Consider the following 25,522-nt stretch of genomic DNA (forward strand, 5'->3'; position numbering starts at 1 on the left):
AAGACTGGCCGCGACCGGGCCGCGCGCGGCCGCACCCCGCTGGGCGACGGCGGGAGTCCGACGGGGAGAGAGCATGACACATCCGCCCGACCGAACACCGATCCTCGAGCTGGTCGCCGCGACCGCGGCCCGCACCCCACTCGCCGTCGCCGTCCTCGACGACGAGGGCGGCGAACTGGACTACGCCGAGCTGGGCCGGCGGGCGGACGCGCTGGCCAGGCATCTGCGCGCGCTCGGCGCGGGACCGGGCAGGCTGGTCGCGGTCTGCCTGCCGCGCTGCCTGAACCTGGTCCCAGCGCTGCTGGCGGTGTGGCGGACGGGGGCGGCCTACGTCCCGCTGGGTCCCGACGACCCGGGGGCGCGGCACGCGGCGATCCTCCACGCGACCGGTGCGGTCGTGGTGCTGACCGACGCGGCGCACGCGCCCGCCTTCGGAACCGGTGCGGCGCGACCGGTCGTACTCGACCCCACGGCCTGGTCCGACCTGCCCGGCAGCGCGGGCCCCCTCCCGACCGTGTCCCCTGTGGACACCGCGTGCGTGTTGCACACCTCCGGCTCCACCTCGGCGCCCAAGGCGGTCGTGCTCAGCCACGCCGGACTGGCCAACCGCGTGGGGTGGACCGTCCGTGAGCACGGCCTGGGACCGGCGGACCGGGTGCTCCAGAAGACCGCGCTGACCTTCGACGCCGCGGGCTGGGAGGTGTTCGCGCCGCTGGTGTCCGGTGGCGCGGTCGTGCTGGCCGCCCCCGGCGCCGAGCGCGACCCGGCCGCGCTGGTCGCCGCGGTCGCACGGCACTCGGTCACCGTGCTCCAGGTGGTGCCGTCGGTGCTGCGGGCCCTCGTCGTCGAGCCGGGGTGGGCGGCGTGCACAGCGCTGCGGCTGTTGTTCAGCGCGGGCGAGGCGCTGCACGCCGACCTGGTGCAGCGCTTCCTCGACGCGGTCGAACCCGCGGGCGGGGACGTACGGGTGTGGAACACCTACGGCCCCACGGAGTGCTCGATCGACGTGACCGCGCAGCCGGTGGACCCGGCGCAGCGCACCGGACCGATCCCCATCGGCACCTCGATCAGCGGCATGCGCGCGCTGGTCGCGGACGCGGACGGGCTGCCGGTACCCCCGGGCACCGAGGGTGAGCTGTGCGCGGCGGGGGTGGGCCTGGCCGACGGGTACCTGGGCGACCCCGCCCTGACCGCGCAGCGGTTCGCCCCGGACCCGACCGGCCCCCCCGGGTCCAGGCTCTACCGCACCGGCGACCTGGCCCGACTACGCGCCGACGGGGCACTGGAGTACCTGGGCCGGGCCGACCACCAGGTCAAGGTGGACGGTGTGCGGATCGAACCGGGCGAGGTCGAGGCCGCGCTGATCGCGCACCCCGAGGTGCTGGAGGCCGCCGTCACGCCCTACACCGCCGAGGCGGGCGGCAGCACCCGATTGGCCGCGCACCTGCGCACCCGGGGCGGCGCGGTGCCCGGGGACCTGCGCGACTTCCTGGCCGACCGGCTGCCGCGCAGCCACGTCCCCGCGGTCTTCGTGGCGCTGGCGGCGCTGCCCACCACCGCGAGCGGCAAGCTCGACCGCGCCGCCCTCCCCCACCCCGGTTCCGGCGCCACGACGGCGTCCCCCGGCGCGGTCACCCTCGTCACCGGCCTGTGGCGCGACTTGCTGGGGGTGGCGGACGTGCGCGCCGAGGACGACTTCTTCGCCCTCGGCGGCTCCTCGTTGCAGCTGACCCAGTTGGCGAACCGCCTGCGCGCGGCCACCGGCGCCGAGGTGGACCTGGCGGCGCTGCTGCGCGCGACGACCGCGGGCGCGCAGGCCGAGCTGGTCACCGCCGAGCGGCAGGCGGCCGAGCCGATCCGCCCGGTCCGGCGCGGGCACGCCGTGCCGGTGTCGGCGGGCCAGCGCAGGCTGTGGCTGCTCGACCGGATCAGCCCCACCCCCCGCGAGTGGGTGTCCGGGCACTTCCTCCCGGTGGCCGACGACCTCGACGCCGCCGTGGTGCAGCGCGCGCTCGACCTGCTGGTGCGCAGGCACGAGGCGCTGCGCACCCGGTTCACCGCCGAGTCCGGCGAGCCGGTGCAGCTGGTGGAACCCGCCCGTCCAGTCGAGCTGCTGCGGGTGGTCGCCGCCGAGGGAACCCTCGGCGAGGTGGTCGACCGGGAGGCCGGGCGCGGCTTCGACCTCGAAGCGGGCCAGCCGGTGCGGGCGCTGCTGGTGCGGTCCCGGGGCGGTGCCAGGCAGTCGCTGGTGCTGCTGATGCACCACATCGTGTGCGACGGCTGGTCGGCCGCGGTGTTGGAGCGAGAGTTCGTCGAGGTGGTGGCCGCGCTGGGCGCGGGCCGCGAGCCGGACCTGCCGGAGCTTCCCGTGCAGTACCCCGACTTCGCCTCGTGGGAGGCGGCGCGGCTCACCCAGGAGGTGCTCGACGTCGAGCTGGCGCACTGGCGGTCGACCCTGGCAGGCGCGGTGCCGATGGAGCTGCGCGCCGACCGGCCAAGGCAGCGGGCGCGGGACGCGCGCGGCGCGGTGGCCACGTTCACCCTGTCCGCGCGGACCGCGACCGCGCTGGGCGAGCTGGCGGCCCGGACCGGGACCACCCTCTTCGGCGCGCTGCTCGCCGGGTACAGCACAGCGCTCGCCCGGCACACCGGTCAGTGGGACGTCGTGGTCGGCACCCCGGTCGCGAACCGGGAGCGGCGCGAGCTGGAGGGCGTGGTCGGCTTCTTCCTCAACAACCTCGTACTGCGGGCCCGGCTCTCCGGCGACCTGGCGTTCACCGACGCGGTGCGCGCGGTGGGCGACACCTGCCGCGACGCGTTCGCCCACCAGCGGCTGCCGTTCGAGCGGCTGGTGGCGGAACTGGCCCCGCAGCGCGACCTGTCCCGCACCCCGCTCTACCAGGTCGCCTTCGACCTGCACGACGAGCGCCTGACCGGTGGGCCCGCCGCGCCGGAGGACTTGGCCGCCCTGCTCGCGGCCTCGCGGATCGCCAAGACGGACCTGACCCTCTACGCCAGGGTCCAGCCGAACGGCTCGGTTCTCGGCGTGCTCGAGTACGCCACCGCGCTGTTCGACCACAGCACGATCGAGCGGTTCGGCGCCCACCTCGCCACGCTGCTCACCGCGGCGGCGGCGGACCCGGGAACCGCGCTCGACGCCCTCCCCCTCGCCGACGTCGAGGAGCTGCGCGCGCTCGACGCCTCGGCCACCACCCCCGGCCCGGCTGTCGGGGACAGCGTGGTCGACGCGGTGGAGCGGCAGGCGGCGGTCACCCCGGACGCCCCGGCCGTGCTCACCGACCAGGGTGCGCTCAGCTACGCCGAACTCGACGCACGGGCCAACCGGCTGGCACATCTGCTGCGCGGGCTCGGGGTCGGCACCGACGACGTCGTGGCCGTCCTGCTCGACCGGGGCCAAGACCTCCTGGTCACCCTGCTGGCGGTGGGGAAGGCGGGGGCGGCCTACCTGCCGCTCGACCCCGCTGCGCCGCCCGCCAGGGTCGCGTCCGCGTGCGCCGACTGCGGGGTGCGGCACGCGGTGACCCAGCGCGCGCTCGCCGCCGCGCTGGACGGCACCGACCTCGCCCAGGTCCTCGTGGACGGGCACTCCGACCGCATCTCGCTGGCCGCGATGCCCGCCGACCGACCGGACCGGGTGAGTGACCCGGAGCTGCTCGCCTACGTCATCCAGACCTCCGGGTCGACCGGCCGCCCCAAGGGCGTCGCGGTCACCAGGGGCGGGCTGGCCAACCACGTCCGCTGGGCCGCCGACCGGCTGGTCGCGCCGGGCCCCGGCGGCGGCGCGCTGTTCTCCTCGGTGGCCTTCGACCTGGTGGTGCCCAACCTGTGGGCGCCGCTGGTCTCGGGCAGGCCGGTGCGGGTGCTTCCCGAGCGGCTCGACCTGGCCGAGCTGGGCGAGCGGCTGGCCGACACCGCCCCGCACAGCTTCCTCAAGCTCACCCCGGGGCACCTGGAGGTGCTCGGGGCGCGGCTGCCGGACGAGCGGCTCGCCGCCCTCGCGCGCACCGTCGTCGTGGCGGGCGAGGTGCTGCCGCCGGAGACGGCGCGGCGCTGGGCCCGCCTGCTGGGGCCGGGCGGGCTGCTCAACGAGTACGGGCCGACGGAGACCACCGTGGGAGCCACGGCGTTCGAGGTCGACCCGGCCTGGGACGACCGGCCGGTGCCCATCGGCCACCCGCTGCCCGGGGTGTCCGCGCGGGTGCTCGGGCCGGGGCTCGACCCGCAGGGCGTCGACGTGCCCGGTGAGCTGGTCGTCGGCGGTGTCGGCGTGGCCCGGGGTTACGTCGGCAGGCCGGGGTTGACCGCGGCGCGGTTCGTGCCCGACCCGTCCGGCCCGCCCGGTTCCCGGGCCTACCGCACCGGCGACCTGGTGCGGCGGCGCGCGGACGGGGCGGTGGAGTTCCTCGGCCGCACCGACGACCAGGTCAAGATCCGCGGCCACCGGGTCGAACCCGGGGAGGTGCGCGCCGCGCTGGCCGCGCACCCGGCGGTGGCCGAGGCGGTCGTGGTGGCCCGCGACGACGGCGCGGGTCCCCGCCTGGTCGGCTACTTCGTCCCGGTCGACCCCGGCGACGACCCGACGACCCGGCTGCGCGCGCACCTGGCCGGGCTGCTGCCCGAGCACATGGTGCCCGACGCGCTGCTCGCGCTGATCGCGATCCCGTTGACCGCCAATGGAAAGGTCGACAGGGCCGCGTTGCCGTGGACCGGTGTGGACACCCCGGCCGAGGCCACCGCGCCGAGGGGACCGGTGCAGGAGCGGGTGGCGGAGGTCTTCGGCGAGCTGCTCAAGCGCCGCGTCGGCGCGCACACCCACTTCTTCTCCTCGGGCGGCGACTCGATCCTGGCCATCCGGCTGATCGCCGCGATCCAGTCCGCGTTCGACGTCGACCTGCCCATCCGCGCGGTGTTCGAGGGCCCCACGGTGGCCGAGCTGGCCGCGCTCGTGGAGCGGGAACTGCGCGCCGAACTGGACCGGATGACCCCCGAGGAGCTGCTGGCCGAGTCCGCCCGCGCGGAGTCCGGCCCGTGAGCACCCCGCGGTCCGCACCCCGGCAACACCAACCCCGAGGCCGCCGCGCCACAGCGGTGGCACGGCACCAGGAGGAGACAACCACGATGCCCGACGCCCCAGCCGACACCCGCGTGCGACCCGACCGGTTCGTCGCCGAACTCGTCGGGTTCGTCCGGGCGGAGTTCGTCCCCGAGGACGAGCACGACCAGCTGACGAGCACCACCCCGCTCATCGAGTCAGGCATCCTCGACTCGCTGCGGGTGGCGGTGCTGCTGACCTACATCCGCGACGCTCTCGGCGTCGCCGTACCGCTGGCACTGATGGACGCGCGGAACTTCCGCGACGTCGAGTCGATCGCCGCGGTGCTGCGCTCGGTGGAGGAGGACCGGTGAGCGGCACCGACTACGACGTCGTGGTGATCGGCGGCGGGCCCGCGGGGTCCACGACCGCGTCCTACCTGGCGCGCGCGGGCCTGCGCGTCGCGGTGTTCGAGAGCGAGACCTTCCCGCGCGAGCACGTCGGGGAGTCTCTCGTTCCCGCCACCACCCCGGTGCTGCTGGAGATCGGCGCCTTGGACAAGGTGGACGCGGCGGGTTTCCCGCGCAAGTACGGCGCGTCCTGGACCTCCGCGGAGTCGCGGGACATCCCGCACCTGGGCTACAGCGGGCTCAGCCACGGCTGGACCGCCGACATCCAGTTCGTCGAGCGCGACCAGCCCGGCGTGGACCGCGACTACACCTACCACGTCGACCGGGGTCAGTTCGACGCGTTGCTGCTCAAGCACTCCGAGGAACAGGGTGCGGCGGTGTTCACCGGCGTGCGGGTGCTGTCGGTGGACTTCGACGACCCCGAGCGGGTCACCGTGTCCTGCCGGATCGGCGACCGGACCGTGCCGTTCACCGCCGGTCTGGTGGTGGACGCCTCCGGCAGGCAAACCCTGCTCGGCAGGCAGCTGCGGATCAAGGTCCCGGACCCGGTGTTCGACCAGTACGCGGTGCACACGTGGGTCAAGGGGCTCGACCGCGCGGCGCTGGCGAACAGCGCCGAGGAGGTGGACCACATCTTCGTGCACTTCCTGCCCATCAAGGACACGTGGGTGTGGCAGATCCCGATCACCGACACCATCACCAGCGTGGGCGTGGTGACGCAGAAGAAGCGGTTCACCGAGGCGAACAAGGACCGGGAGGCGTTCTTCTGGGAGTTCGTGTCCAGCCACCCGGCGCTGGCCGAGGCGCTGCACGCCACCGAGCGGGTACGACCGTTCAAGGTCGAGGGCGATTACAGCTACGCCATGGAGGAGATCTGCGGCGACCGCTTCATCCTCGTCGGCGACGCGGCCCGCTTCGTCGACCCGATCTTCTCCAGCGGTGTCAGCGTCGCGCTCAACAGCGCCCGCATCGCCAGCCAGGACATCATCGCCGCCCACCGCGCGGGAGCGGGCTACGGCCGCGAGCGGTTCGCCACCTACGAGGACAAGCTGCGGTCGGCGGTCCGCTACTGGTACGAGTTCATCTCCATCTACTACCGCCTGAACGTCCTGTTCACCGCTTTCGTGCAGGACCCGCGCTACCGCGTGGACGTCCTCAAGATGCTCCAGGGCGACGTGTACGACGGCGAGGAACCCAAGGCCCTGACCGCGATGCGGGAGGTGGTGCGGGCGGTGGAGGAGAACCCCGACCACCTGTGGCACCCGTACCTCGGCACCCTGAAGGTCCCCGCCCCGACGTTGTAGCCACGCCCACGGAGGGCCCGCCCCACTCGGGGCGGGCCCTCCGTCGTGCGGGACAAAGCCACAGCGGGCGAAAACACCCGCCCACGTCCGCAGAGGATGTGGGCGGGTGTTGTCGCGGTGCCGTCAGACCGCCCGCCGGGCCCCGGGGTCACCGAGGACCGCCACCAGGTGGTCGGCGATGGCGACGACCGTGGGCTGGTGCCAGAGGAGCGTGGGCGGGATGGGGCGGGCGAAGGCACGTTCGAGGCGTTTGCGGACCACGATCGTCATGACCGAGTCGAGGCCCTGCAACGACAGCGAGCGGTGGGCGTCGAGCGCGGCGGCGGGCAGGCGCATCTCGCCCGCGATCTGTTCGGTCACCTCCGAGACCAGGTGGGCGTGGAGTTCGTCCCCGGACAGCGCGGCCAAGTCGGCCGCGGGGGTGGGGTCGGGCTGGGCGGGGCTCGCGGCGATCCCGGCGAGCACCGGGAGGGCGGTCGTCGCGCCGGGGACCACGCGGAGCACCGGGTAGCGGCCGGGGCCGGTCTTGGCGGCGAGGTCCCACGCGGCGAACGCCTCGTCAGGGCTGATGCCGGTGACCCCCCGGGCGGCGAGTTCGCGGTCGACCACGGCGTTGGCGGCCATACCGAGGCCGCGCCAGGACGTCCAGGCCAGGCTGGTGGTGTCCGGTCGGTGCGCGGCGAGGGCGTCGAGGAAGGCATTGGCCGCGCCGTAGGCGACCTGGCCCGGCATGCCGAGCAGGTGGCCGCAGGAGGAGAACAGCACGAGGAAGTCGAGCGAGCCCGGCGGGTAGAGGCCGTGCAGCACCCAGGCGCCGTCCGCCTTGGGGCGCAGCACCGACCGCAGCGACTCCCCGTCGACACCACGCAGCAGCCGGTTGTCGAGAACCCCGGCGGCGTGCACGACCCCGGTGACCGGCGGGAGGTCCAGGGCGGCCGGGTCGAGCGCGGCCCGCGCCGCCGCCGCGTCCGCGATGTCGACGGCGACGACCTTCACGGTGACACCGCGCGCCTCCAACCCGGTGATGGCGGCGATGCGCGGGTCGTCGGCGTGCGCCGGGTCGCCCCAGGCGGCCCGCGCGGGCACACCGCGCCTGCCGACGAGTACGAGCCTGCGGGCGCCGCGCTCGGCCAGCCTGCGGGCCACGGCCAGGCCGAGCACCCCCAGACCGCCGGTGATCAGGTACGTCCCCTCCTGGCGGCAGCGCAGCACGTCGCCACCACCGGGTCGCACCCTGGCCAGCCGCGACGCGGACACGACCCCGCCGCGCACCGAGAGCACCTCCGCCCCCGGTCCGGTGCGCAGCGCGGCGAGCAGACCCGCCGCGGACTCGTCCGGTCCGGCGGGGAGGTCGACCACACCGCCATGCAGTTCCTCATGCTCGGTGGCCAGGACGCGGCCGATGCCCCACAGCGGCGCACCGGTCAGGCCGTCGACACCGTCGGCGTCGCGCACACCCGTGGTCGCCGCCCACAGCCGAGGGCTGTCCGCGCGGCCGACCAACGCCTGGGCTGCGCGGACGTACAGGTCGGCCGCGCGTGCCGCGCTCGCGGGCGCGTCGGCGTCCCCGAACGCGGGTACGACGACATCGGTCCCCGGTCCGACGGAGGTGAGGGCGCTGACCGGGCGGACACCGACCTCGGCACCCGCGGCGGAAAGGGCATCGGCCAGCGTGGCGATTCGCCCATCCGGCTCGTCCGCGACGAGCACCACCGGCCGCGCGGGCGCCTCGGGGGCGGGCAGTTCCCGCCACACCACCTCGTGCACCAACTCCTCCGCACGGGCCCGCCCCGTCCCCACCCCGGCGTAGCGCAGGCCCACGAGCACCGCGTGCGGCCCGTCCGATTCGCCGACGAGGACGTCGACGGCGTCCGGCGCGGTCGAGCGCCGGACGCGGACCGCCGCCGTGGCCGGTGCTCCGCCGCGCAGCGCCACCGAGTCCACACCGGACACCACGCGCAGCTCCGGCTCCCCGGGGTGGGCGAGCGGGGCGACGGACAGAGCCGCGTCGAGCAGCGCGGCCCATCCCGGGGTGGCCGGGTCGGGGGTGATGGTGGCATCCACCGCCCACTCCCCCAGCGCGAGCGCGTTCACGGTCCAGTCGAACGCCATGTCCGGCACACCGACCGCGGTCAGGTGCTCGCGCACCCGAGCCGGATCGGCGCGGACGAGCGCGGCAGGAGCGACCGGGCCGGTGGGCACGGCCGCGCGAGCGGTGGCGGTGGTGTGCACGGCCCACTCGTCGTCCGCGGGCAGCCGCGACGCGAGGTGCAGCGCCGCGCCGTCGCGGACGAGCTGGACCTCCCGGTGCTCGGCCGTGGTCAGTGGGAGCCGCAGGACCACGTCGGCGAGGTCGCCGCCGTCGGCGGCGGCCACCAGCGAGGTGATCAGCACCGCGGCGGGCACGATCTCGGTGCCGTGCACGCTGTGGCTGCCGGGATAAGGCCGGGAAGCGTCGTCGAGCGCGGTCCGCCACAGACGCGCACCGCGGCCGGACACCGGGACCAATTGCCCCAGCAGGGTGTGGGAATCCACGTCGTGGCCACCGTCGGCCCCGGCCGGGGTGCTGAACCGGTGCCAATGCGGGGTGCGCTGCCAGGGCAGGGCGGGCAGCGCGGTGAGCCGACCACCGCCGGTCAGCGCGGACCAGTCGACCTCGCCGCCCGCGCAGTGCACGGCGGCGACGGCGTCGAGGAACGCCGCGCGCTGGGGGGTGTCGCGCCGCAGCGTCGGCACCACCACCGACTCCCGCGCGAGATCCGCGTCCGCAAGGGTCTCGCGCACCGAGTGGAGCAGGACCGGGTGCGCGGACACCTCGATGAACAGCCGGTGCCCGTCCTCGGCGGCAGCGGCGACCGCCGGGGCCAGCCGCACGGGCTCGCGCAGGTTGGCGGCCCAGTAGTCCGCGTCGATCCGGGGAGCGCGCGGGTCCACGAGCGCGGTGCTGTAGACGGGGACGGTCTGCGGGTGGAACCGCAGGTCCGACACGGCGGCGCGCAGGTCGTCGAGCAGGCCGTCCATCTGCGGGCTGTGGAAGGCGACGTCGGAGGACACCCGCCGCACGTCCAAGCCCTCGGCGCGCCAGCGCCCGCCGAGGTCCTCGACGCCCTCCGGCGTGCCCGAGATGACGGTGGACGACGGCGCCGCCCAGATCGCGGTGACGACGTCGGCCCGCCCCGCCAGCCGGGCTTCGGCCTCGGCGAAGGGCAGGTCCACCATCGTCATGGCCCCGGCGCCCGCGACCCGGCGCAGCAGCACCGAGCGGCGGCAGATGAGCCGGGCGCCGTCTGCGGGGCTGAGTACCCCGGCGGCGACGGCGGCGGCGACCTCGCCGACCGAGTGGCCCATCACGGCGGCCGGGCGCACCCCCGCCGCCCGCCAGCTCGCGGCGAGCCCGACCTGCACGGCGAAGATCATCGTCTGCACCCGGTCCACGGTGGAGAAGTCCGCCTCGAGCAGCACCCGGGCGGGAGAGAAGCCGATCTCCTCGAGGAACACCGGTTCCAACTCCTCGATCGCGGCGGCGAAGGCCGGGTCGGTGGCCAGGAGTTCCCGGCCCATCCCGGCCCACTGCGACCCGTGCCCGGAGAACACCCACACCGGTGCCGCGCGGTCGGCCGACGCCTCCCCGGTGCGCAGCGCGGGGCCGGGTTGCCCGTCAGCGACCGACCGCAGCCCGGCGACCAGTTCGTCGCGGTCGGCGGCGACCACAGCCGCGCGGTGGGCGAGGTGGGTCCGGCGCAGCGCGAGCGTGTGCGCCACATCCGCCGCGTCGGGCGCCCGGGCCCCGGCGAGCAGGTCGGCCAGCGCGCCCGCCCGGTCGCGCAGGGCGGAGGGAGTGTGCGCGGACAGCGGGAACACGGTCGCGCCGCCGCGCTCCCCGGCGGGTCCGCCCAGGTCGTCGGGCGCCTGCTCGAGCAACACGTGCCCGATGGTGCCGCCGTAGCCGAACCCGGAGACGCCTGCGCGGCGCGGTCCGTCCGACGACGGCCACGGCTGGTGCGCGGTGGAGACCCGCAGCCCCGACCCTGCCCAGTCGATCGCCGGGTTGGGGCTGCTGAAGCCGAGGCTCGCCGGGATCTCGCCGTGCCGGACGGCGAGCGCCGCCTTGATCAGGCTGGCCACGCCCGCGCCCGCCTCCAGGTGTCCGATCGACCCCTTCACCGAACCGATCAGGCACGGGCGGTCCCCGGGCCTGCCTGTCCCGTAGACCGCGCCGAGCGCACCCGCCTCCAGCGGGTCGCCCAGCCGGGTTCCGGTGCCGTGCGCCTCGACGTAGTCGACCGTGACCGGGTCGACCCCGGCCCTGGCGCAGGTCAGGGCGACGAGGTCGCGCTGGGCCTGCCCGTTGGGCGCCATGATCCCGTTGGTGCGGCCGTCCTGGCTGACCGCACTGCCCCGGATGACCGCGACCACCGGATCGCCGTCGCGGCGGGCATCGGCGAGCAGCTTGAGCACCAGGACACCACCGCCCTCGCCGCGGCCGTAGCCGTCGGCCTCGGCGTCGAACGGCTTGCACCGCCCGTCCGGAGCGGTCGCGCCCGCGGCGTCGAGGGTGAGCGTGAGGCCGGGGGCCAAGACCAGGTTGACCCCGCCGACGACGGCCAAGCCGCACTCCCGAGCACGCAGCGCCTGGCATGCCAGGTGCGCGGCGACCAGCGACGCCGAGCACGCTGTGTCGACCGCCAGGCTCGGGCCACGCAGGTCCAGCGCGTGCGAGACGCGGTTGGCCGAGGCGCACAGCGCGGCGCCGATGCCGGTCCACGCCTCGATGGTGGGCAGGTCCTCCAGCATCCGCCTGCCGTAGTCGTCGGAGCCGATGCCGACGAACACACCGGTGTCCCCGCCCGCCAGCGAGTCCGGCGGGATGCCCGCGTCCTCCAGCGCCTCCCAGGTCAGCTCGAGCAGCAGCCGCTGCTGCGGGTCCATCAGCTCGGCTTCGCGCGGGCTGAGCCCGAAGAAGGCCGGGTCGAACCCGGCGACGTCGGCGAGGAAACCGCCCCGGGCGGTGGCCCGGCGCAGGGCGCGGGCGTGGTCGGGGCCGCGGTCGCGGTAGTCGTCCCAGCGGCCCTCTGGCAGGTCGCCGATGCCGTCGCGCCCCTCGGCGAGCAGATCCCAGAACAGCGCGGGGCTGTCCGCGCCACCCGCGAACCGGCACCCGAGGCCGACGATCGCGACCGGCTCGGGTGTGGTGTCCCCTGGTGCTGTGTTCCCGGCTGCGGTGTTCCGGGGTGTGCTGTGCTCGGCCATCAGCGGTCCACCCCCGCTCCGGATGTCCACGGCGCCGGTGCGTGCACGCGCACCACCGCCGCGGAGAGCGTGACACCGGGACCGACGCCCAGCATGAGGAAGTGGTCGCCAGGGCGCAGCTCCCCGGTGATAAGCAGGTGGTCGAACGAGACGACCTGGTCGCTGGTCCCCAGGTGCCCCAGCATCCGCCCGAAGTCCCAGGTGGACGCCGAGAGCGGCAGGCCGAGCGGCGCCAGGCACCGCTGCTCCACGATCTCCTTGGAGTAGTTCATGTACGCGACCCTGGTGATGTCGGCCAGCGCCACCCCGGCTTCGTCGAGGGTGCGCTCCACGACCTGCAACGAGCGCTGGTGGATGCCGACCAGCGCGGCCGTGCCGGTGCCCTCCTCGAGGGCCCGGCGGCGGTAGGCGGCGTTGCGCCCGGCGAAGTCCAGCGGCCTGCCGATGGTCGGGCCGGGCGGGAACAGCGGCTCGTCGCCCCGGTGCATGCCCTCGGCCTCGGGGACCGCGAGCGACCCGGCGGCCAGCAGCTCGGCGAAGGCGGGCTCGGTACCCAGCAGCACCGCACAGGCGCCGTCGCCCGCGACGTAGCCGGGGCCCATCCGCCAGCGGTCGATCATCGGCGTGCCGAAGTTGTCCGCGCCGACGACCAGCGCGTGGTGGGCGCGGCCGTCGGCAGTGCGGCCGCGCAGGTAACCCGCGGCCAGCTCCAGCCCGCCGAGCACGCCATTGCAGCCCTGGCGCAGCTCCAGCGCCAGCACGTCACCGCCGACCAGGTGGCGCTGCAGGTGGTACTGCGGCTGCCAACCGTCCGGTCCCTGGTGCCAGGACGAGGCGTAGAGCAGCAGGTCGAGGCCGTCCGGCGGGTGGCCCGCGCGCTTGAAGGCCTCCTGCGCGGCCGCCAGCGCCAAGTCCGCGGCGGGCACGTCACCGGCCACGGCAGCGCCGCCGAGCTCGTGCAACTCCACCTCCTCGGCCGGGTAGCGCCCGGCGCGGACCGCCTCGGCGATGGGCACGGGTTCGGGCACGACGGCGCCGAGCCCCTGGATGTAGGTCCCCGCTGTGCGCACGGCTCTCGTCTCCTCCTGCAGGTCCGGTCGGGGTACGGGCGCCGCTCACGGCACGCCCGCCGGTCGCGGCGCGGCGGCGACCAGGTCGGCCAGCCGCGCCAGCAGCAGCTCCAGCGGTCCTGAGCTGCGGCGGAACAGGTCGGGCCGGTGCCCGACCACCAACTCGGGGGTGGGTCCGAGCAGGACCACCAGCCGCAGCGGGTAGTGGGTGGCATCGGTGACGTCGGTGCCGACCAGGCGCGGCGCACCGGGGTGATCGGCCACCCCGTCCGCGGCCATGGCGCCCGCGACGACGCTGATGGCGGTGTCGTAGAGCGGGCCGGGGAGTCCGCTGACCCGCTGAACCTCGCCCGGTCCGAGGTGCTGGTGGGCCAGCAGGTCGGCCTGTTCGCACTGCAGCCTGCGCAGCGCGGCCACCACGTCCTCGCCCGGCTGGGCGGTGCGACGGACCGGGATGGTGTTGCTGAGCAGCCCGACGATCCGGTCCGCCCCGGGCAACTCGGGTGGCCTGCCCGAGACCGACGAACCGAACACGACGTCCTCGCGCCCGGTGAGCCGCGACAGCAGGTCGGCCCAGGCGGCGTGGAACACGGTGCTCTCGGTGACCCCGGCGGCGCGGGCCAACGCGGTCACCCCGGCGGCCAGCTCCGGGTCGAGTCGGGCGCGGACGCGGACCTGCCCCGGCGGGCCGGACCCGGCGCCGACCAGGGTCGGGGCGGTCAGACCGGCCAGCGCCGCACGCCAGGCGGCCTCGGCCGCGGGCCGGTCGCGGGTGGCCAGCCAGCCCAGGTGCGCCTCGGCGGGCACCGGCTCGGGCAGGGCGGCCCCGGTGGGGTCCGCGACCAGGGCGAGCAACTCCCGCACCAGCAGCGCGGTCGACCACCCGTCCCAGAGCACGTGGTGGGCGGTGAGCAGTACCCGGTGGGAGTCGGGGGCGAACCGGAGGACGGCGAACCGCAGCAGCGGCGGCTCCGCCGGGTCGAAGGGCGTGCGCCGCTCGGCTTCGGCGATGGCGCGGGCGAGGCGCTCACGGTCGGCCGCCGCCGAGGTGCCCAGGTCGTGCTCGGCCCACGGCAGCTCTACCCGGGCGGGAACGACCTGCACGGGCCGGTCGAGGTCACGGTGGTGGAAGGCCGCGCGCAGCGCCGGGTGCCTGCGCAGCAGGGCGGTGGCCGCGGCGCGCAGCCGCGCCGGGTCCACTGGCCCGGCCAGGTCGAGGGAGAGCTGGGCGGTGTAGGCGTCGTCGTCCCCGTCGAGTTCGCGCAGGAACAGGAAGCTCTCCTGCAGCGGGGTGATCGGCAGGACCCGCGCTGCCGCACCGTGCCGCTCCCGCAGCCGGGCGGATTGCGCCGGTGGCAACGGGTCCACGACCGGCACCGCGGGCGGGGTGGCGTCGGCAGGCTCGTCGAGCGCGGCGAGCAGGGCGGGCGCCGGGTGCTCGAACACGTGTCGCGCGGTGAACCCGAACCCGGCGTCGCGGGCGGCGGAGACCAGCGCGAGGACCGCGATGCTGTCGGCGCCGTGGTCGAACACGGAGTCGTCCGGGCCGACCGGTTGCCCCAGCACCCGGGAGAACACCGCGCAGAGGGCGCCCACCCTCGGCGTGGTCCTCGATGTGTCCCCGGCGGGAGCGGATGTGGGGACGGGCAGCCGATCCCGGTCCACCTTGCCGTGCGCGGTCACCGGGATCTCCTCGACCAGGACCACCACGGCGGGCACGGCGTGCGCGGGCAGCCGCTCGGCGGCGAAGGCGCGCAGCCCGGCGGCGGTGGCCCCCGGCCCGGCTTGGGCGTAGGACACCAGGCGGCGGGGACCGCCATCGGCGCGGATGACCGTGGCCGCGGCCAGCACGGCCGGGTGCGCGCGCAACGTGGCGTCGACCTCGGCGGGTTCGACCCGGTGTCCTCGGACCTTCACCTGGTCGTCGTCGCGGCCGAGGAACTCCAGCGTGCCGTCGGGCAACCAGCGGGCCAGGTCGCCGGTGCGGTAGGCGCGCGACCCCGGCGGGCCGAACGGGTCGGGCACGAACCGGTCGGCGGTCCGGCCGGGTGCCCGCAGGTAACCGCGCGCCACACCCGCGCCCGCGACGAACAGCCTGCCGGTGGCTCCGGGCGGCACCGGTTGCAGCGCCGAGTCGAGGACGAGCACGCGGGTATTGGCGATCGGGGCGCCGATCGACGGGGTGCCGTCCCCGGCGAGTGGTAGCCCCGCGGTGGAGGCGACGCTGGCTTCGGTGACGCCGTAGACGTTGTGCAGCTGCCTGCCCTCAGCCCACCGCCGGACCGCCCCGGGGTCGGACGCCTCGCCACCGGTCACCAGCACGCGCAGGTCGGGGAGGTTGTCGGACGGGACGCGGGGCAGCAGCGCGGCGGGGATGCTGGCGTGGGTCACGCGGGCCGCGCGCAGCCTGCCCGCCAGTTCCCCGGCGGCGGAACGCCAGTCTGCCGGGGCGAGCACGAGCGTTCCCCCCGCCAGGAGTACCGGCCACGTGTCACCCACCGCGACGTCGAAGCTGGGGGACACCAGCTGGTACACCCGGCTGTCGGCAGTCACTTCCAACCGGTCGGCGTGGTCGCGCACCAGGTTGTGGAAACCCTCGTGTGGCACGACGACTCCTTTGGGCGCGCCGGTGGAACCGGAGGTGTAGATGGCGTACGCGGCCTGCGCGGGGTGCGGTTCGACCGGGTCGAACAGGGGCGCGACCGCCGGGTCCGGCACGTCGGTCAGCAGCGGTTCGGTGCCCGTGGGCAGCCTGTCCGCCCATTCGGTGGTGCTGAGCACGCACGCAGGGCGCAGGTCGCCGAGCAGGTGGATGATCCGCTCCTCGGGGTAGGCCAAGTCCACCGGGACGTAGGCCGCTCCGGCCCGCAGCACCGCGAGCGTGGCCACGATCAGCTCGGGGGACCTCGGCATGGCCAGAGCGACGAAGTCCTCCGCGCCCACACCGGCCGCGCGCAGCCTGCCCGCCAGCGCGGCGGACAGCTCGTCCAGCTCGGCGTAGGTCAGCTCACCCCGCTCACCGGTGACGGCGGTGCGGTCGGGCACGAGCGCCGCGCGCTCCACGAAGGACGCGACGATCGACCGCGCCGGGTGCCCGGTCCGCGTGGCGTTCCGCGCGACCACGAGTTCGTGGTGCTCGGCCCGCGTCACGAGGGGTACCCCGCCGAGCGGTCGGTCCGGGGCGGCGAGCACGGCGGCGGTGAACGCGGCGAGCCTGCGCTGGTGGTCGGCGAGCCCGGCGCGGTCGTGGCGCTCAGGGTTCCCGGTGAGCACCCAGGACATCGGGCCGCCCCCGACCCGGCCGCGCACGGTGACGGTGACGTCCGGCGCCGGACCGGAGGCGATGTTGTGCGTGCTCGCGGCGAACGGGCCGAAGGCCACGTCCCGGTCGTAGGGCATGAAGTTGAGGACCGGGCCGAGCAACTCGGCCGCGCCGCGGACCCCGAGCCCCCTGGCCAGCTCGTCCAGTGGGAAGCGCTCGTGGCGCAACGCCGCGCGCAACTCGTCGGTGACCACCGGGACCAGGTCGACCAGTGACATCGCGGGTGTCACCGGGAAGCGCAGGAGTACGGTGTTGGTGGTCATGGCCGCGGTCCGCGAGGCAGTGGCGCCGCGCCTGCCCGAGACCGGCAGGCCCAGCACCACGTCGGTCCGCCCGGTCGCGCGGTGCGCGTACCCGGCCACCACGGCGGTGAGCACGGCCTGCCAGGTCACACCCGCGGCACCTGCGACCTCCCGCAACCGCTCGACGTCCTCGGCGGGCAACGGGGCCACCCACCTCGGTCGCTCGCCGGGGGCGCTGCCGGACGTACCGCCGCACGCCGGGAGCAGCGGCGGTTCCGGGATGTCGCCGAAGCGCCCGAGCCAGTGGTCGCGGTCGGCGGCGAGCGACGCCGAGTTCCGGTAGCGGCGTTCCCGCTCAGCCAGCGGTGCCAGGCGCCCCAACGGGTCCGGTGCGTCGAGATCGCCGTACAGCTCGGCGAGGCGCGCCCCCAGCAGGTGGAACCCGAGGCCGTCCACGACGCTGTGGTGCGAGCGGAAGTAGACCACCGAGGTCTCCGGCCCCACCTGGATCAGTGCCGCCGAGGTGACCGGTCCACGCTCCAGGTCGACCGGTCGCCCGGCATCCGCGCGCATCCACGAGACCGCCTCGGCCACCGGGTCCGGCGCGGTCGACACGTCGACGCGCACCGGCCACGCGGCGGGGCCGTCCCGCAGGACCGCGACGGGTCCCGCGCCCCGGCCCGGGACCGCGCACACGCGCAGCACCTCCGCCTCGACCGCCAGCCGCTCCCAGGCCGAGGCCAGGCGGGCGGCGTCGACGCGACCGCGCACCAACAGGTACTCGGCGCAGGTGTACCAGGCGGCGGTCGGGTCGGTCTGGTGGGCCAGCCACACCGCGCGCGCCACGGCACCGAGCGGCAGCTCCTCGACCGGACCGCTGCCGTCCACCACGCCCACTTCCCCGTCCCAGCCCATGCGGTCGCTCCTCCCCGGCACCCGATCAGTCGGACATGGCCACGAGCACGCGGCGCGGCCCGGTGAACGGGCGCCTGCCGTGCGCGACCCGCACGTTGTCGACGAGCAGCAGGTCACCCGCGCGCCAGTCGACGTCCACCGCCTCGGCCAGACCCCGCTCGCGCACGTGCCGGACGTGCTCGGCGGGGATCGGCGCACCGTCCGCGTAGGACACCGCCTGCGGCATGTCCTCCTCCGGCATGATGCTGCGCAGGGCCCGCGCGACCTCGTCGCCGAGGGTGTCGGGATGCCACTGGTCGGCCTGGGAGAACCAGACCTCGGCCCCGGTCCCCGGGTGGCGGGTGGTGGCCGCGCGCAACTGGGTCACCCGCAGCCCGCCGTCGGGCCGCCACCACCACTGCGCCTCGGCGTCGGCGAGGAACCGCTCGACGGCGCCGCGGTCGTCGGTCTCGAACGTCTCCTGCCAGCTTTTGCCGAACCCCTTGCCGCCGTGCAGGTTCTGTGTGTACCGCACCCCGCCCGCGAAGGCCGCGCGCACCCCCGGGTCGAGCGCGGCGAGCCAGCGCTGCCCGTCCACGACCGGTGTCGCTCCACCGGTCCCGGCGGCGCGGTCGCAGAAGAAGGCCAGCCGGGCGGGCCAGCGCGCGGCGTAGGACATCTCGTTGTGCATGGAGATGGTGTGGGCGGGCGGGTACTCGGTGGAGGTGTAGACGTCCCTGCCGACCTTGGTGCGCGGCGAGTTGCCGTGTACGTAGGCCAAGCGGTTGGGCAGCAACAGGTCCAGCACGCTGTCCAGGTCGGCCTCGGTGAGCCGGAAACCGCGGAACACCACCGCCCCGCACCCGGCGAGCAGCGCGTCGGTGCCCGCGGTGTCGACCAACCGCTCCACCAGCGCGGCGGGGCGCGCGTCGCCACCGCCGCTGGGCACCACCTCGACCGGCGCCCACGGCGCGCGCTCGGACTGCTCCGACATGGCACTCCCCTCGGTTCGCGTGCCACGAACCCTGCGGGGGCGACCTATACTCCAGTTGTACGGGGGCTATCGCCCCGGCACCGTAGACGCTGTATAGAATCGATATCGCGGCCGAGGCCACGGTGTGCCCGTGGCCGTCATCGTTTCCAGCCCCTGCGAGTTCACCCTCGGTGACCTCTACGTCGACCTCACCGACCTGGTCCCCAGCGCCCTGTTCCTCAAGTGCGAGGGCTTCAACTTCGCGGGCTCGATCAAGCTCAAGGCCGCCGAGGCGATGGTGTCGGACAAGGAGCGCAGCGGCGAACTGCGCCCGGGCGGCGCGCTGGTGGAGTCCTCGTCCGGCAACATGGGCGTCGCGCTGGCCGTGGTCGCCGCCGCCCGCGGGTACCGGTTCACCTGCGTCACCGACGACCGCAGCACCCGCGCCGCCCGCGCGCAGATCAGCGCGCTCGGTGCGGCGCTGCACGTGGTCAGCGACCCCGGCAGGCACGGCTCGCACCTGGCTGCCCGGCTGGCGCTGGTGCGCGAGCTGTGCGCGGCTGACCCGGACCTGGTGTGGCTCAACCAGTACACCAACCCGGGCAACTGGGGGGCGCACTACCACAGCACGGCCGAAGAGATCGCGAAAGACTTCGCCGACCTCGACGTGCTGTTCGTCGGCGCGGGCACCACCGGGACGCTGATGGGCTGCGCCCGCTGGTTCCGGCGCAACCGGCCCTCGGTGGCGGTGGTCGCGGTGGACACCGCGGGGTCGACCACGTTCGGCGGCCCGCCCGGCCCGCGCCACGTGCCGGGGTTGGGCACCAGCGTGCGCCCCGCCATCCTGGACGAGTCCTACGTGGACGACGTGGTGCTGGTGGCGGAGGTCGACGGCGTGCGCGCCTGCCGGGAGCTGGCCAGGCGCGGCTACCTGCTCGGCGGGTCGTCGGGCACCGTGCTGCACGGCGCGCGGACCTGGCTGGAGCAGGCGGGAGCCGGTGCGGGCACGATGGCGGTGGCGATTTCCCCCGACCTGGGGCACGCCTACGCGGAGACGGTCTACGACGACGGCTGGGTCGCCGCGCGCCTCGGCCGAGACGCGGTCTAGGGCGCCGCCGTGCGCAGGGTGTTCCTCACCGCGGCCGACCTCGCCGAGGTCAGGCTGAAGCCGACCGTGGGGGCGGTCGCGGAGACCGCGTTCGCCCTGGAGCGGTTGCGCGGCCCGGCGTCCGGCCCGTTCCGCCGCTGGCACCGCCTCGTCGAGGCCGCGCTTCTCCACACTCCGAACCTGAGTGCGCTGCTGGGCGGGCCCGAGGCGGACTGCTCGGTGGCAGAGCTGCTCGACCTGGTGGAACTGGCCGGTGGGACCGAGGACTTCGTCGCCAGGGCCCGCGCGCCCCGCCACCGCGGCGCCGCCGCGGGCTTGGTCGAGCTGTGGCGGGCGGGGGTGTCGCCACACTGGCCCGTGCTGCTGCGCCACCTGCGGGCCGACTGCGAGGCCAGGGGCCGGGTGGTGATGGCGCGCGGGGTGCAGCACCTCCTCGCCACCCTGCACCCGAGGGTGCGATGGGAACCGCCGGTGCTGTCGCTGCCCGGACCGGGCGGGCCGGACGTGCACCTGCGAGGGCAGGGCCTGGTGTTGATCCCGTCGGCGTTCCTCTCCCGGGGCCCGGTCCGGCTCATCGGTGCCGAGCAGCGGGTGGAGGCCGCGGCCCTGGTGTTCGCCGCCCCACCCCCGGCGGGGGTGTGGGCGGGCACCCCCGCACGGGAGGAGCCCGCCGCGCTCGCCGCCCTCGTCGGGCCCACCAGGGCGGCGGCGCTGCGGGCCCTGCGCACGAGCTGCTCGACCACGGAGCTGGCGGTGCGGCTGGGGGTGTCGGCGGCCAGCGCCAGCAAGCACGCGGCGGTGTTGCGGCGCAGCGGTCTGGTTTCCACCCGCCGGGTGCGCAACGCCGTCCTGCATACCGTGACCCCGCTGGGGATCGCACTGATCGACGGTGCGCACCCGTGACGGGAGCTCACCGCGCCTGCCAGGTCCGGTAGCCGCGGAACCCGTACAGCAGCGGGTCGCCGGGCAGTTCGGTGACCGACCCGACCGAGCCGAAGACCACCACGTGGTCGGCCACCGGGCGAGTGCCCACCACCGCGCACTCGGCGACCGTCCGCGCGGCCCCGGTCAGCCGGGGACCCGCGGCCGACGGCTCCCAAGGCACCCGGTCGAACCGATCCGGCGCCCCGGAGGCGAAGAGCTCGGCCACGTGCCGTGCCCCGCCGTGCAGGACGTTGACGCAGAAGGCACCCGCCTCGAGCACTGCGGCCAACGTCGGGCTCGCCGCGCGCAGGCTCACCAGCAGCGTCGGCGGGTCCACCGCCACGCTGCACAGCGACGAGCAGGTCATCCCCCACGGCATACCCCCGGCGTCGCGCGCGGTCACCACGACGACCCCGGTGGGGTAGCCGCGCATCATCGCCCGGAAGCCCTCGGCGGTGGGAACGGCAGGCAGCAGGTCCTCGGTCACGACCGCTCCACCTCCTCTGTGGGTGCACCCGGCTCGACCACCGGTGCTCTGTTGTCGACGGCGCGCAGGAGCGGACCGGTCAGCGCCGTGGTCGCCAACGCCATCACCAGCAACGCCAGGAACATCGGCGCGGTCAGGACACCTGAGGTGAAACCGACCTGGATCACCACGATTTCGGTGAGCCCACGGGTGTTCATCAGCGCGCCGGTGCGGATCGCGTCCGGCTTGCCCATCCCGGCCGCCCTGGCGCCGAGGTAGCCGCCTGCCAGCTTGCCGACGGCGGCCAGCGCGAAGGTCCCGACGAGCAGCAACGCACCGGGCGCCACCAGATCCCCGGTGAGCACGGTCAGGCCGGTGACGACGAAGAACAGCGGGACCAGCGCCGTGCCCAGGCGCGCGAGCAGGTCCACCGGCGGCGCCCATGAACGGTCAGCCCCACCCGGGACAGCCAGTCCCGCGAGGACGGCGCCGACGATGACCGTCAGCCCCAGGTGTTCCAGCGCCAGCGCGAACACGACCACCGCCGCCGCCAGGACCAGCGCAGCGGTGCGCGGCAGGCCGGTGGCCAAGGCACGGGCGGGCCCGGTGCGCAGCGCCCACCCGAGCAGCACCGCGACGAGCAGCGCACCCCCCAGCACCAGCACCGCCCGCACCCAGCGGTCGGACCCGCCCGCCGCGGTGCCGATCGCCACCAGCAGCCACACCCAGGTCACCGCGTCGATCAGCACAGCGGCGGCCAAGGCGGTCCGCCCCACCGCACCGGCGGGGCGCCGGGCGGTGATCCTGGCGAGCACCGGCACCGCGGTGATCGCCAGGCTGACCGGCACCATCAGCCAGAACGCCGCGGCGGGCGCGGCGCCACGCAGCACGGGGTCACCGGAGACCCACCAGGCCAGCAGCAGCCCGCACAGCGCGGGCGCGACCAGCGACCCGGCGGCGACCAGCAGCGTCGTCCGCCGGTCGCCGGGGGCGCTCCGGTGCAAGCCCAGGTCGCGTACCTCGGCGAGGAGGAACAGCACCAACCCGACCTCGGCCACCGTCTTGGCCCCGGTGAGCGCACCCGAATCGAGCAGCGCACCCACCCGGCCGGAACCGAGCAGCCACACCGCGGCGGGACCGCACAACAGCCCAGCCGCCACCTCACCGACCACCTCGGGCTGGCGCAGCGCACGGGCGAGCAGCGCACCGACCCGCGCGGCGACCAGGGCGACGGCCAAGATCCCCAACAGCCCCAGCGCCGGGGCCGCGATCCCTGTGGGTTGCACGTTCAGGCCCGCAGCGCGGTGAAGTACTCGTGCTGGTCGGGCAGCTCGCGCACGAACGCGTCCGCCCTGGCTCGAATCCGGTCGAACTCCCGGAGCGCCTCGTCCTCGCTCGCCAGGTCGAGCGCGGCGGACGGCGCGAGGTCCACCCCGCCCATCCCCAGCAGGATGCACATGTAGGAGTACGGCGGGAGCCCGTGGTAGTAGGGGAATATCGTCTCCGAGTCGGGCAGCTGCACCTGCCACCGCGCCAGCCGCTCGGCGAGCCCGTCGGGCAGCTCCCGCGTTTTCGCGTCGCGCCAGTACCGCGTGTCCGACCGCCCTGCTGCCCGGTAGTGCAGTGCCAGGAACTCCCGCACGCCGAGCATGACGTTCTCGACGGACTTGTTGTAGAGGTCGCGCCGCACCGGGTCGAACCCGTCGCCGGGGAAGTGCCGCACGAGTTGCTCGACGGCGTGGTGGATGAAGAAGATCCCGGTGGATTCCAGCGGTTCGACGAACCCGCTGGACAGCCCGATGGCCACGCAGTTGTTCACCCAGGGGTTGCGGGTGCGGCCGATGCGCATGCGGATGTGGTTGGCGGGCACCTCAGCGGCCGAAGGTCCGACGAACCGCCGCAGCGTCTCCTCCGCCTCCTCGGGCGAGGTGTACTCGCTGGAGTAGACGTACCCGGTCCCGATCCGCCCGTACAGCGGGATGGTCCAGATCCACCCGGCGTCCTGCGCGGTGGCGGTGGTGCACGGCCGGATCCCGTGCTCGGCCATGTCCAGCGGCACCTGCAGCGCGACGGCCCGGTCGTTGGGCAGGAACCGCTGCCAGGACTCGAATGGCTCCCCGAGCGCCTTGTTCACCAGCAGCCCGCGGAAGCCGGTGCAGTCGACGTACAGGTCCCCCCGCAACTCGCCGTTCTCCTGCGTCCGCACGTGGTCGATCCACCCCCTCCCGTCCAGCGCAACGTCGACGACGTCGTCCACCACGTGCCGCACCCCGCGATCCACGGCGTACCCGGTCAGGTAATCGGCCAGCAGCGCGGCCTCGAAGTGGTACGCATAGGGGAATTGGGTCTTGCCCTGGTGCTCGGACATGGTGAGGCCCCGGAACTCCCCGGAAGGGTCATACCCCTGGTCCAGCATGGCCCCACCAAGCATCCGCGGACTCCGCTCGGCATCGCACAACGACGCCATGACGAAGCAGTCCCGGTCGAACCGCTCCGACGGCCGCAGCTTCAACCACCAGTCGGTGAGCGAGAACCCGTCCACCGACCGCATCTGCTCGAACGGGTGGTAGAAGTGGTGCCCCGGCTCTCTCCAGTCCTGGAACCGCACCGCCAACTTGTACGTGGCGTTGCACGCGGGCATCCACTCCTCCTCCCGCAGCCCCAGGAACTCGAAGAAGTGCCGGATGTCGCTGAACGTCGCCTCCCCGACCCCGATCGTCCCGACTTTCCCCGACTCCACCAGGGTGATGTCCAACCGCTCCCCGAAAGCCTTGCTGAGGAACGCCGCTGTCATCCACCCCGCCGTACCCCCACCGACGATCACCAATCTCCTGGCCATGGCTCCCCCTGAGCTGAGTAGGTCCCCACACGCTATGAGCGGGCGGGGACCGCTGCCAGACGCTGTCAGCGGGCATTAAAGACGCAGCTCAGACTCGGCAAAAACACTGTTCCTCGGAGAACAGTATAGTCAAAATATCGCCTCACAATGGAAACCCGTCAAATGGATCAAGAGCGTCCTGCGACATCCGAAGGCTGAAAATTTTGTTCCACCACGCCGCGTCGCCGTTGTCACATCGACCCTGACCTTCGTGGCCGGCTTGATCCGGGCCCATCGCAGTGAGTCCGGCGGTATGTCGGGAAAACCGTCGAACTGCTCGCCAGGCGAGCCGCAAAACCGCGGACGGCGTCGCGAGAAGCGACACGGGAGGGCATGGCCCATGTGGTGGTCCACGGGACACCGATCCCGATCGACCGCGTCGCCGCGGGTCGGCCGTTCCGTTCAGGGAAGCACAAGCTTCACGGGGTGGACTTGGCCGCGATAACCGCGCCGAGGTCGTCCCGACGGCGTCCTGGAACACCTCCCCCGGTTCAATGTGCGCATGAGCGTTTCTGATCTGGCCCGGCGACTGCCCGGGATCGACGAGCTGCGTGACCGGTCGCGCGCCATGGCCATGGTCGAGGCCGTGCTGAGCCCCGATCGGCACCTGCGGCACCACGCGTTTCACGCGGGCTGGGGTGAGGGTGCGCAACTCGCCTCACGTGACAACGGGTCGGGTGATGGGTACTCGATCGTGTTCTCGGCGGCGGGCGCGTACATCTGCGGTTTCGACCACGAGTCGCCGATGAGCCCGTACGTCACCGACGACGGCGAGGTGTGGCCCGGCCTGCTCGACGGCGTGCCTGAGGTGTTCCAGCACCACGTGGTCGAGCCCGCCTTCCGCGACGAGGATGGCACGCACGCCGTGACCGTGTGCCTGTGGCGCGAAGCGGGCGACGCGCGGTGGCGGCACGGGACCTTCGACTACCCGAACGGCGACACCCGCGCGGACGGCGCGTCCTACCTGTTCGGGCTGCTGACCGATGCGACCTCGGCGGCGTTCACGGACTTCGCCGCGGACTATTACGGTAGGGAGATCGACCTCGACGCCGTGCGGCACGTGTTCGCGCTGCGTCCCCTGGACGAGGCGGTCGTAGCGGCGCTCAATCCTCAGGTGGTCCTGGCCGACCTCCAGGAGGACATCCGCCATATCGGCTACCCGAGGTAGCTCCGCCGCGTGGAGGCCACGATCGACGACGTCCGGCGGCTGCGCTCGCGCACGTTCCTGCGCGGGTGCGACGACCTGCGCGCGCCCGGCGACTTCGCCGTGCCCGAGCAGGTCGCCACCGCCGAAACCATCGCCGCCGAGGGCATCACCAACGACGGCGGGCATCCCCCGGTGGTTCCGCACCGGCCACGTGCTCGTCGGCGGCACGGGCAGGCACCGCACGCTCGTGTTCGAGAGCGGCCCGGTCCTCGCCACCGCCAAGACCCTGGGCCAGACGGCAGTGATCTCACCACCAGGGTGACCGGTGTGAACGCTCCCCAGACCGTCCGCCCCAGCCAAGCTGCGAGCAGACGGCGAGGTAGGCGAAACTGACCCGGCTGTCGCGCACCACGCCGAGGCCCTGCCCCAGACAGCCGACCGCCTTCCGCGACCCAGGGGTATGGGCTCCCGATCCGTGATC

Annotated in this window: 13 protein-coding genes and 1 pseudogene; 7 read left to right on the forward strand and 7 right to left on the reverse strand. The window is 74.5% G+C overall.

All coding sequences use genetic code 11. The annotated features are described in order from the left end of the window. Nucleotides 1-73 precede the first annotated feature (73 nt). The 3 genes from L6E12_RS01405 to L6E12_RS01415 all read left to right on the forward strand — a co-directional run bounded on the left by L6E12_RS01405 (nt 74) and on the right by L6E12_RS01415 (nt 6,767). On the forward strand, nt 74-5,053 hold the full coding sequence (locus L6E12_RS01405) for a non-ribosomal peptide synthetase (protein WP_236226028.1): 4,980 nt from the start codon (nt 74-76) through the stop codon (nt 5,051-5,053). Between the two features lie 86 nt (nt 5,054-5,139). Then, complete coding sequence (locus tag L6E12_RS01410; protein ID WP_236226029.1) at nt 5,140-5,427, forward strand: phosphopantetheine-binding protein; 288 nt, start codon at nt 5,140-5,142, stop codon at nt 5,425-5,427. Next, nucleotides 5,424-6,767, forward strand: coding sequence for an FAD-dependent oxidoreductase (locus L6E12_RS01415; RefSeq protein ID WP_236226030.1), 1,344 nt, complete (start codon nt 5,424-5,426; stop codon nt 6,765-6,767). Before L6E12_RS01410 ends, L6E12_RS01415 begins: the two co-directional genes overlap by 4 nt. A gap of 123 nt (nt 6,768-6,890) precedes the next feature. Here L6E12_RS01415 and L6E12_RS01420 read toward each other — a convergent pair whose 3' ends face one another. The 4 genes from L6E12_RS01420 to L6E12_RS01435 are packed head-to-tail and all read right to left on the reverse strand — an operon-like array spanning nt 6,891 to nt 18,539. Continuing rightward, nucleotides 6,891-12,017 carry a type I polyketide synthase gene (locus L6E12_RS01420; RefSeq protein WP_236226031.1) on the reverse strand — a complete coding sequence of 1,709 codons (5,127 nt, stop codon included), beginning with the start codon at nt 12,015-12,017 and terminating at the stop codon, nt 6,891-6,893. Beyond that, nucleotides 12,017-13,087, reverse strand: coding sequence for a ketoacyl-ACP synthase III family protein (locus L6E12_RS01425; RefSeq protein ID WP_236226032.1), 1,071 nt, complete (start codon nt 13,085-13,087; stop codon nt 12,017-12,019). Before L6E12_RS01425 ends, L6E12_RS01420 begins: the two co-directional genes overlap by 1 nt. 45 nt (nt 13,088-13,132) lie before the next feature. Continuing rightward, nucleotides 13,133-17,566: an amino acid adenylation domain-containing protein gene (locus tag L6E12_RS01430; protein ID WP_236226033.1), complete on the reverse strand. Its 4,434-nt coding sequence runs from the start codon at nt 17,564-17,566 to the stop codon at nt 13,133-13,135. Nucleotides 17,567-17,591: 25 nt separating this feature from the next. Then, a complete protein-coding gene (locus tag L6E12_RS01435; RefSeq protein WP_236226034.1) occupies nt 17,592-18,539 on the reverse strand; it encodes a TauD/TfdA family dioxygenase in 948 nt (315 codons plus the stop codon). A gap of 130 nt (nt 18,540-18,669) precedes the next feature. Between L6E12_RS01435 and sbnA the strand changes: the two genes are divergently transcribed. Both sbnA and L6E12_RS35235 read left to right on the forward strand, forming a co-directional pair. Continuing rightward, nucleotides 18,670-19,626 carry a 2,3-diaminopropionate biosynthesis protein SbnA gene (gene sbnA / locus L6E12_RS01440; RefSeq protein WP_236226035.1) on the forward strand — a complete coding sequence of 319 codons (957 nt, stop codon included), beginning with the start codon at nt 18,670-18,672 and terminating at the stop codon, nt 19,624-19,626. Nucleotides 19,627-19,635: 9 nt separating this feature from the next. Then, nucleotides 19,636-20,529: a helix-turn-helix domain-containing protein gene (locus L6E12_RS35235; RefSeq protein WP_236226036.1), complete on the forward strand. Its 894-nt coding sequence runs from the start codon at nt 19,636-19,638 to the stop codon at nt 20,527-20,529. 7 nt (nt 20,530-20,536) lie between these two features. Here L6E12_RS35235 and L6E12_RS01450 read toward each other — a convergent pair whose 3' ends face one another. The 3 genes from L6E12_RS01450 to L6E12_RS01460 are packed head-to-tail and all read right to left on the reverse strand — an operon-like array spanning nt 20,537 to nt 23,855. Next, a complete protein-coding gene (locus tag L6E12_RS01450; RefSeq protein WP_236226037.1) occupies nt 20,537-21,037 on the reverse strand; it encodes a flavin reductase family protein in 501 nt (166 codons plus the stop codon). Next, on the reverse strand, nt 21,034-22,302 hold the full coding sequence (locus tag L6E12_RS01455) for a cation:proton antiporter (protein WP_236226038.1): 1,269 nt from the start codon (nt 22,300-22,302) through the stop codon (nt 21,034-21,036). The genes L6E12_RS01450 and L6E12_RS01455 overlap by 4 nt, the downstream gene beginning before the upstream one ends. Before the next feature lie 2 nt (nt 22,303-22,304). Next, a complete protein-coding gene (locus L6E12_RS01460; RefSeq protein WP_255683033.1) occupies nt 22,305-23,855 on the reverse strand; it encodes a tryptophan halogenase family protein in 1,551 nt (516 codons plus the stop codon). A 200-nt stretch (nt 23,856-24,055) separates the two neighbouring features. On the opposite strand from L6E12_RS01460, the pseudogene L6E12_RS01465 reads away from it, so the two are divergent. After that, nucleotides 24,056-24,347: pseudogene (locus tag L6E12_RS01465) on the forward strand (IS5/IS1182 family transposase); the annotation flags it as partial. Nucleotides 24,348-24,396: 49 nt separating this feature from the next. After that, entirely contained in the window at nt 24,397-25,062 is a 666-nt protein-coding gene (locus L6E12_RS01470) for a hypothetical protein (RefSeq protein WP_236226040.1), read from the forward strand. Nucleotides 25,063-25,522: the final 460 nt, after the last annotated feature.

This window comes from Actinokineospora sp. PR83 (assembly GCF_021056305.1).
In the GTDB taxonomy this organism is placed as follows: Bacteria; Actinomycetota; Actinomycetes; order Mycobacteriales; family Pseudonocardiaceae; genus Actinokineospora; species Actinokineospora spheciospongiae.

Coding starts and splice junctions, on each gene's coding strand:
- L6E12_RS01405 (WP_236226028.1), top strand. CDS start 74: ATGACACATCCGCCCGACCGAACACCGATCCTCGAGCTGGTCGCCGCG.
- L6E12_RS01460 (WP_255683033.1), bottom strand. CDS start 23,855: ATGGCCAGGAGATTGGTGATCGTCGGTGGGGGTACGGCGGGGTGGATG.
- L6E12_RS01410 (WP_236226029.1), top strand. CDS start 5,140: ATGCCCGACGCCCCAGCCGACACCCGCGTGCGACCCGACCGGTTCGTC.
- L6E12_RS01430 (WP_236226033.1), bottom strand. CDS start 17,566: ATGGGCTGGGACGGGGAAGTGGGCGTGGTGGACGGCAGCGGTCCGGTC.
- L6E12_RS01420 (WP_236226031.1), bottom strand. CDS start 12,017: ATGGCCGAGCACAGCACACCCCGGAACACCGCAGCCGGGAACACAGCA.
- L6E12_RS01435 (WP_236226034.1), bottom strand. CDS start 18,539: ATGTCGGAGCAGTCCGAGCGCGCGCCGTGGGCGCCGGTCGAGGTGGTG.
- L6E12_RS01470 (WP_236226040.1), top strand. CDS start 24,397: ATGAGCGTTTCTGATCTGGCCCGGCGACTGCCCGGGATCGACGAGCTG.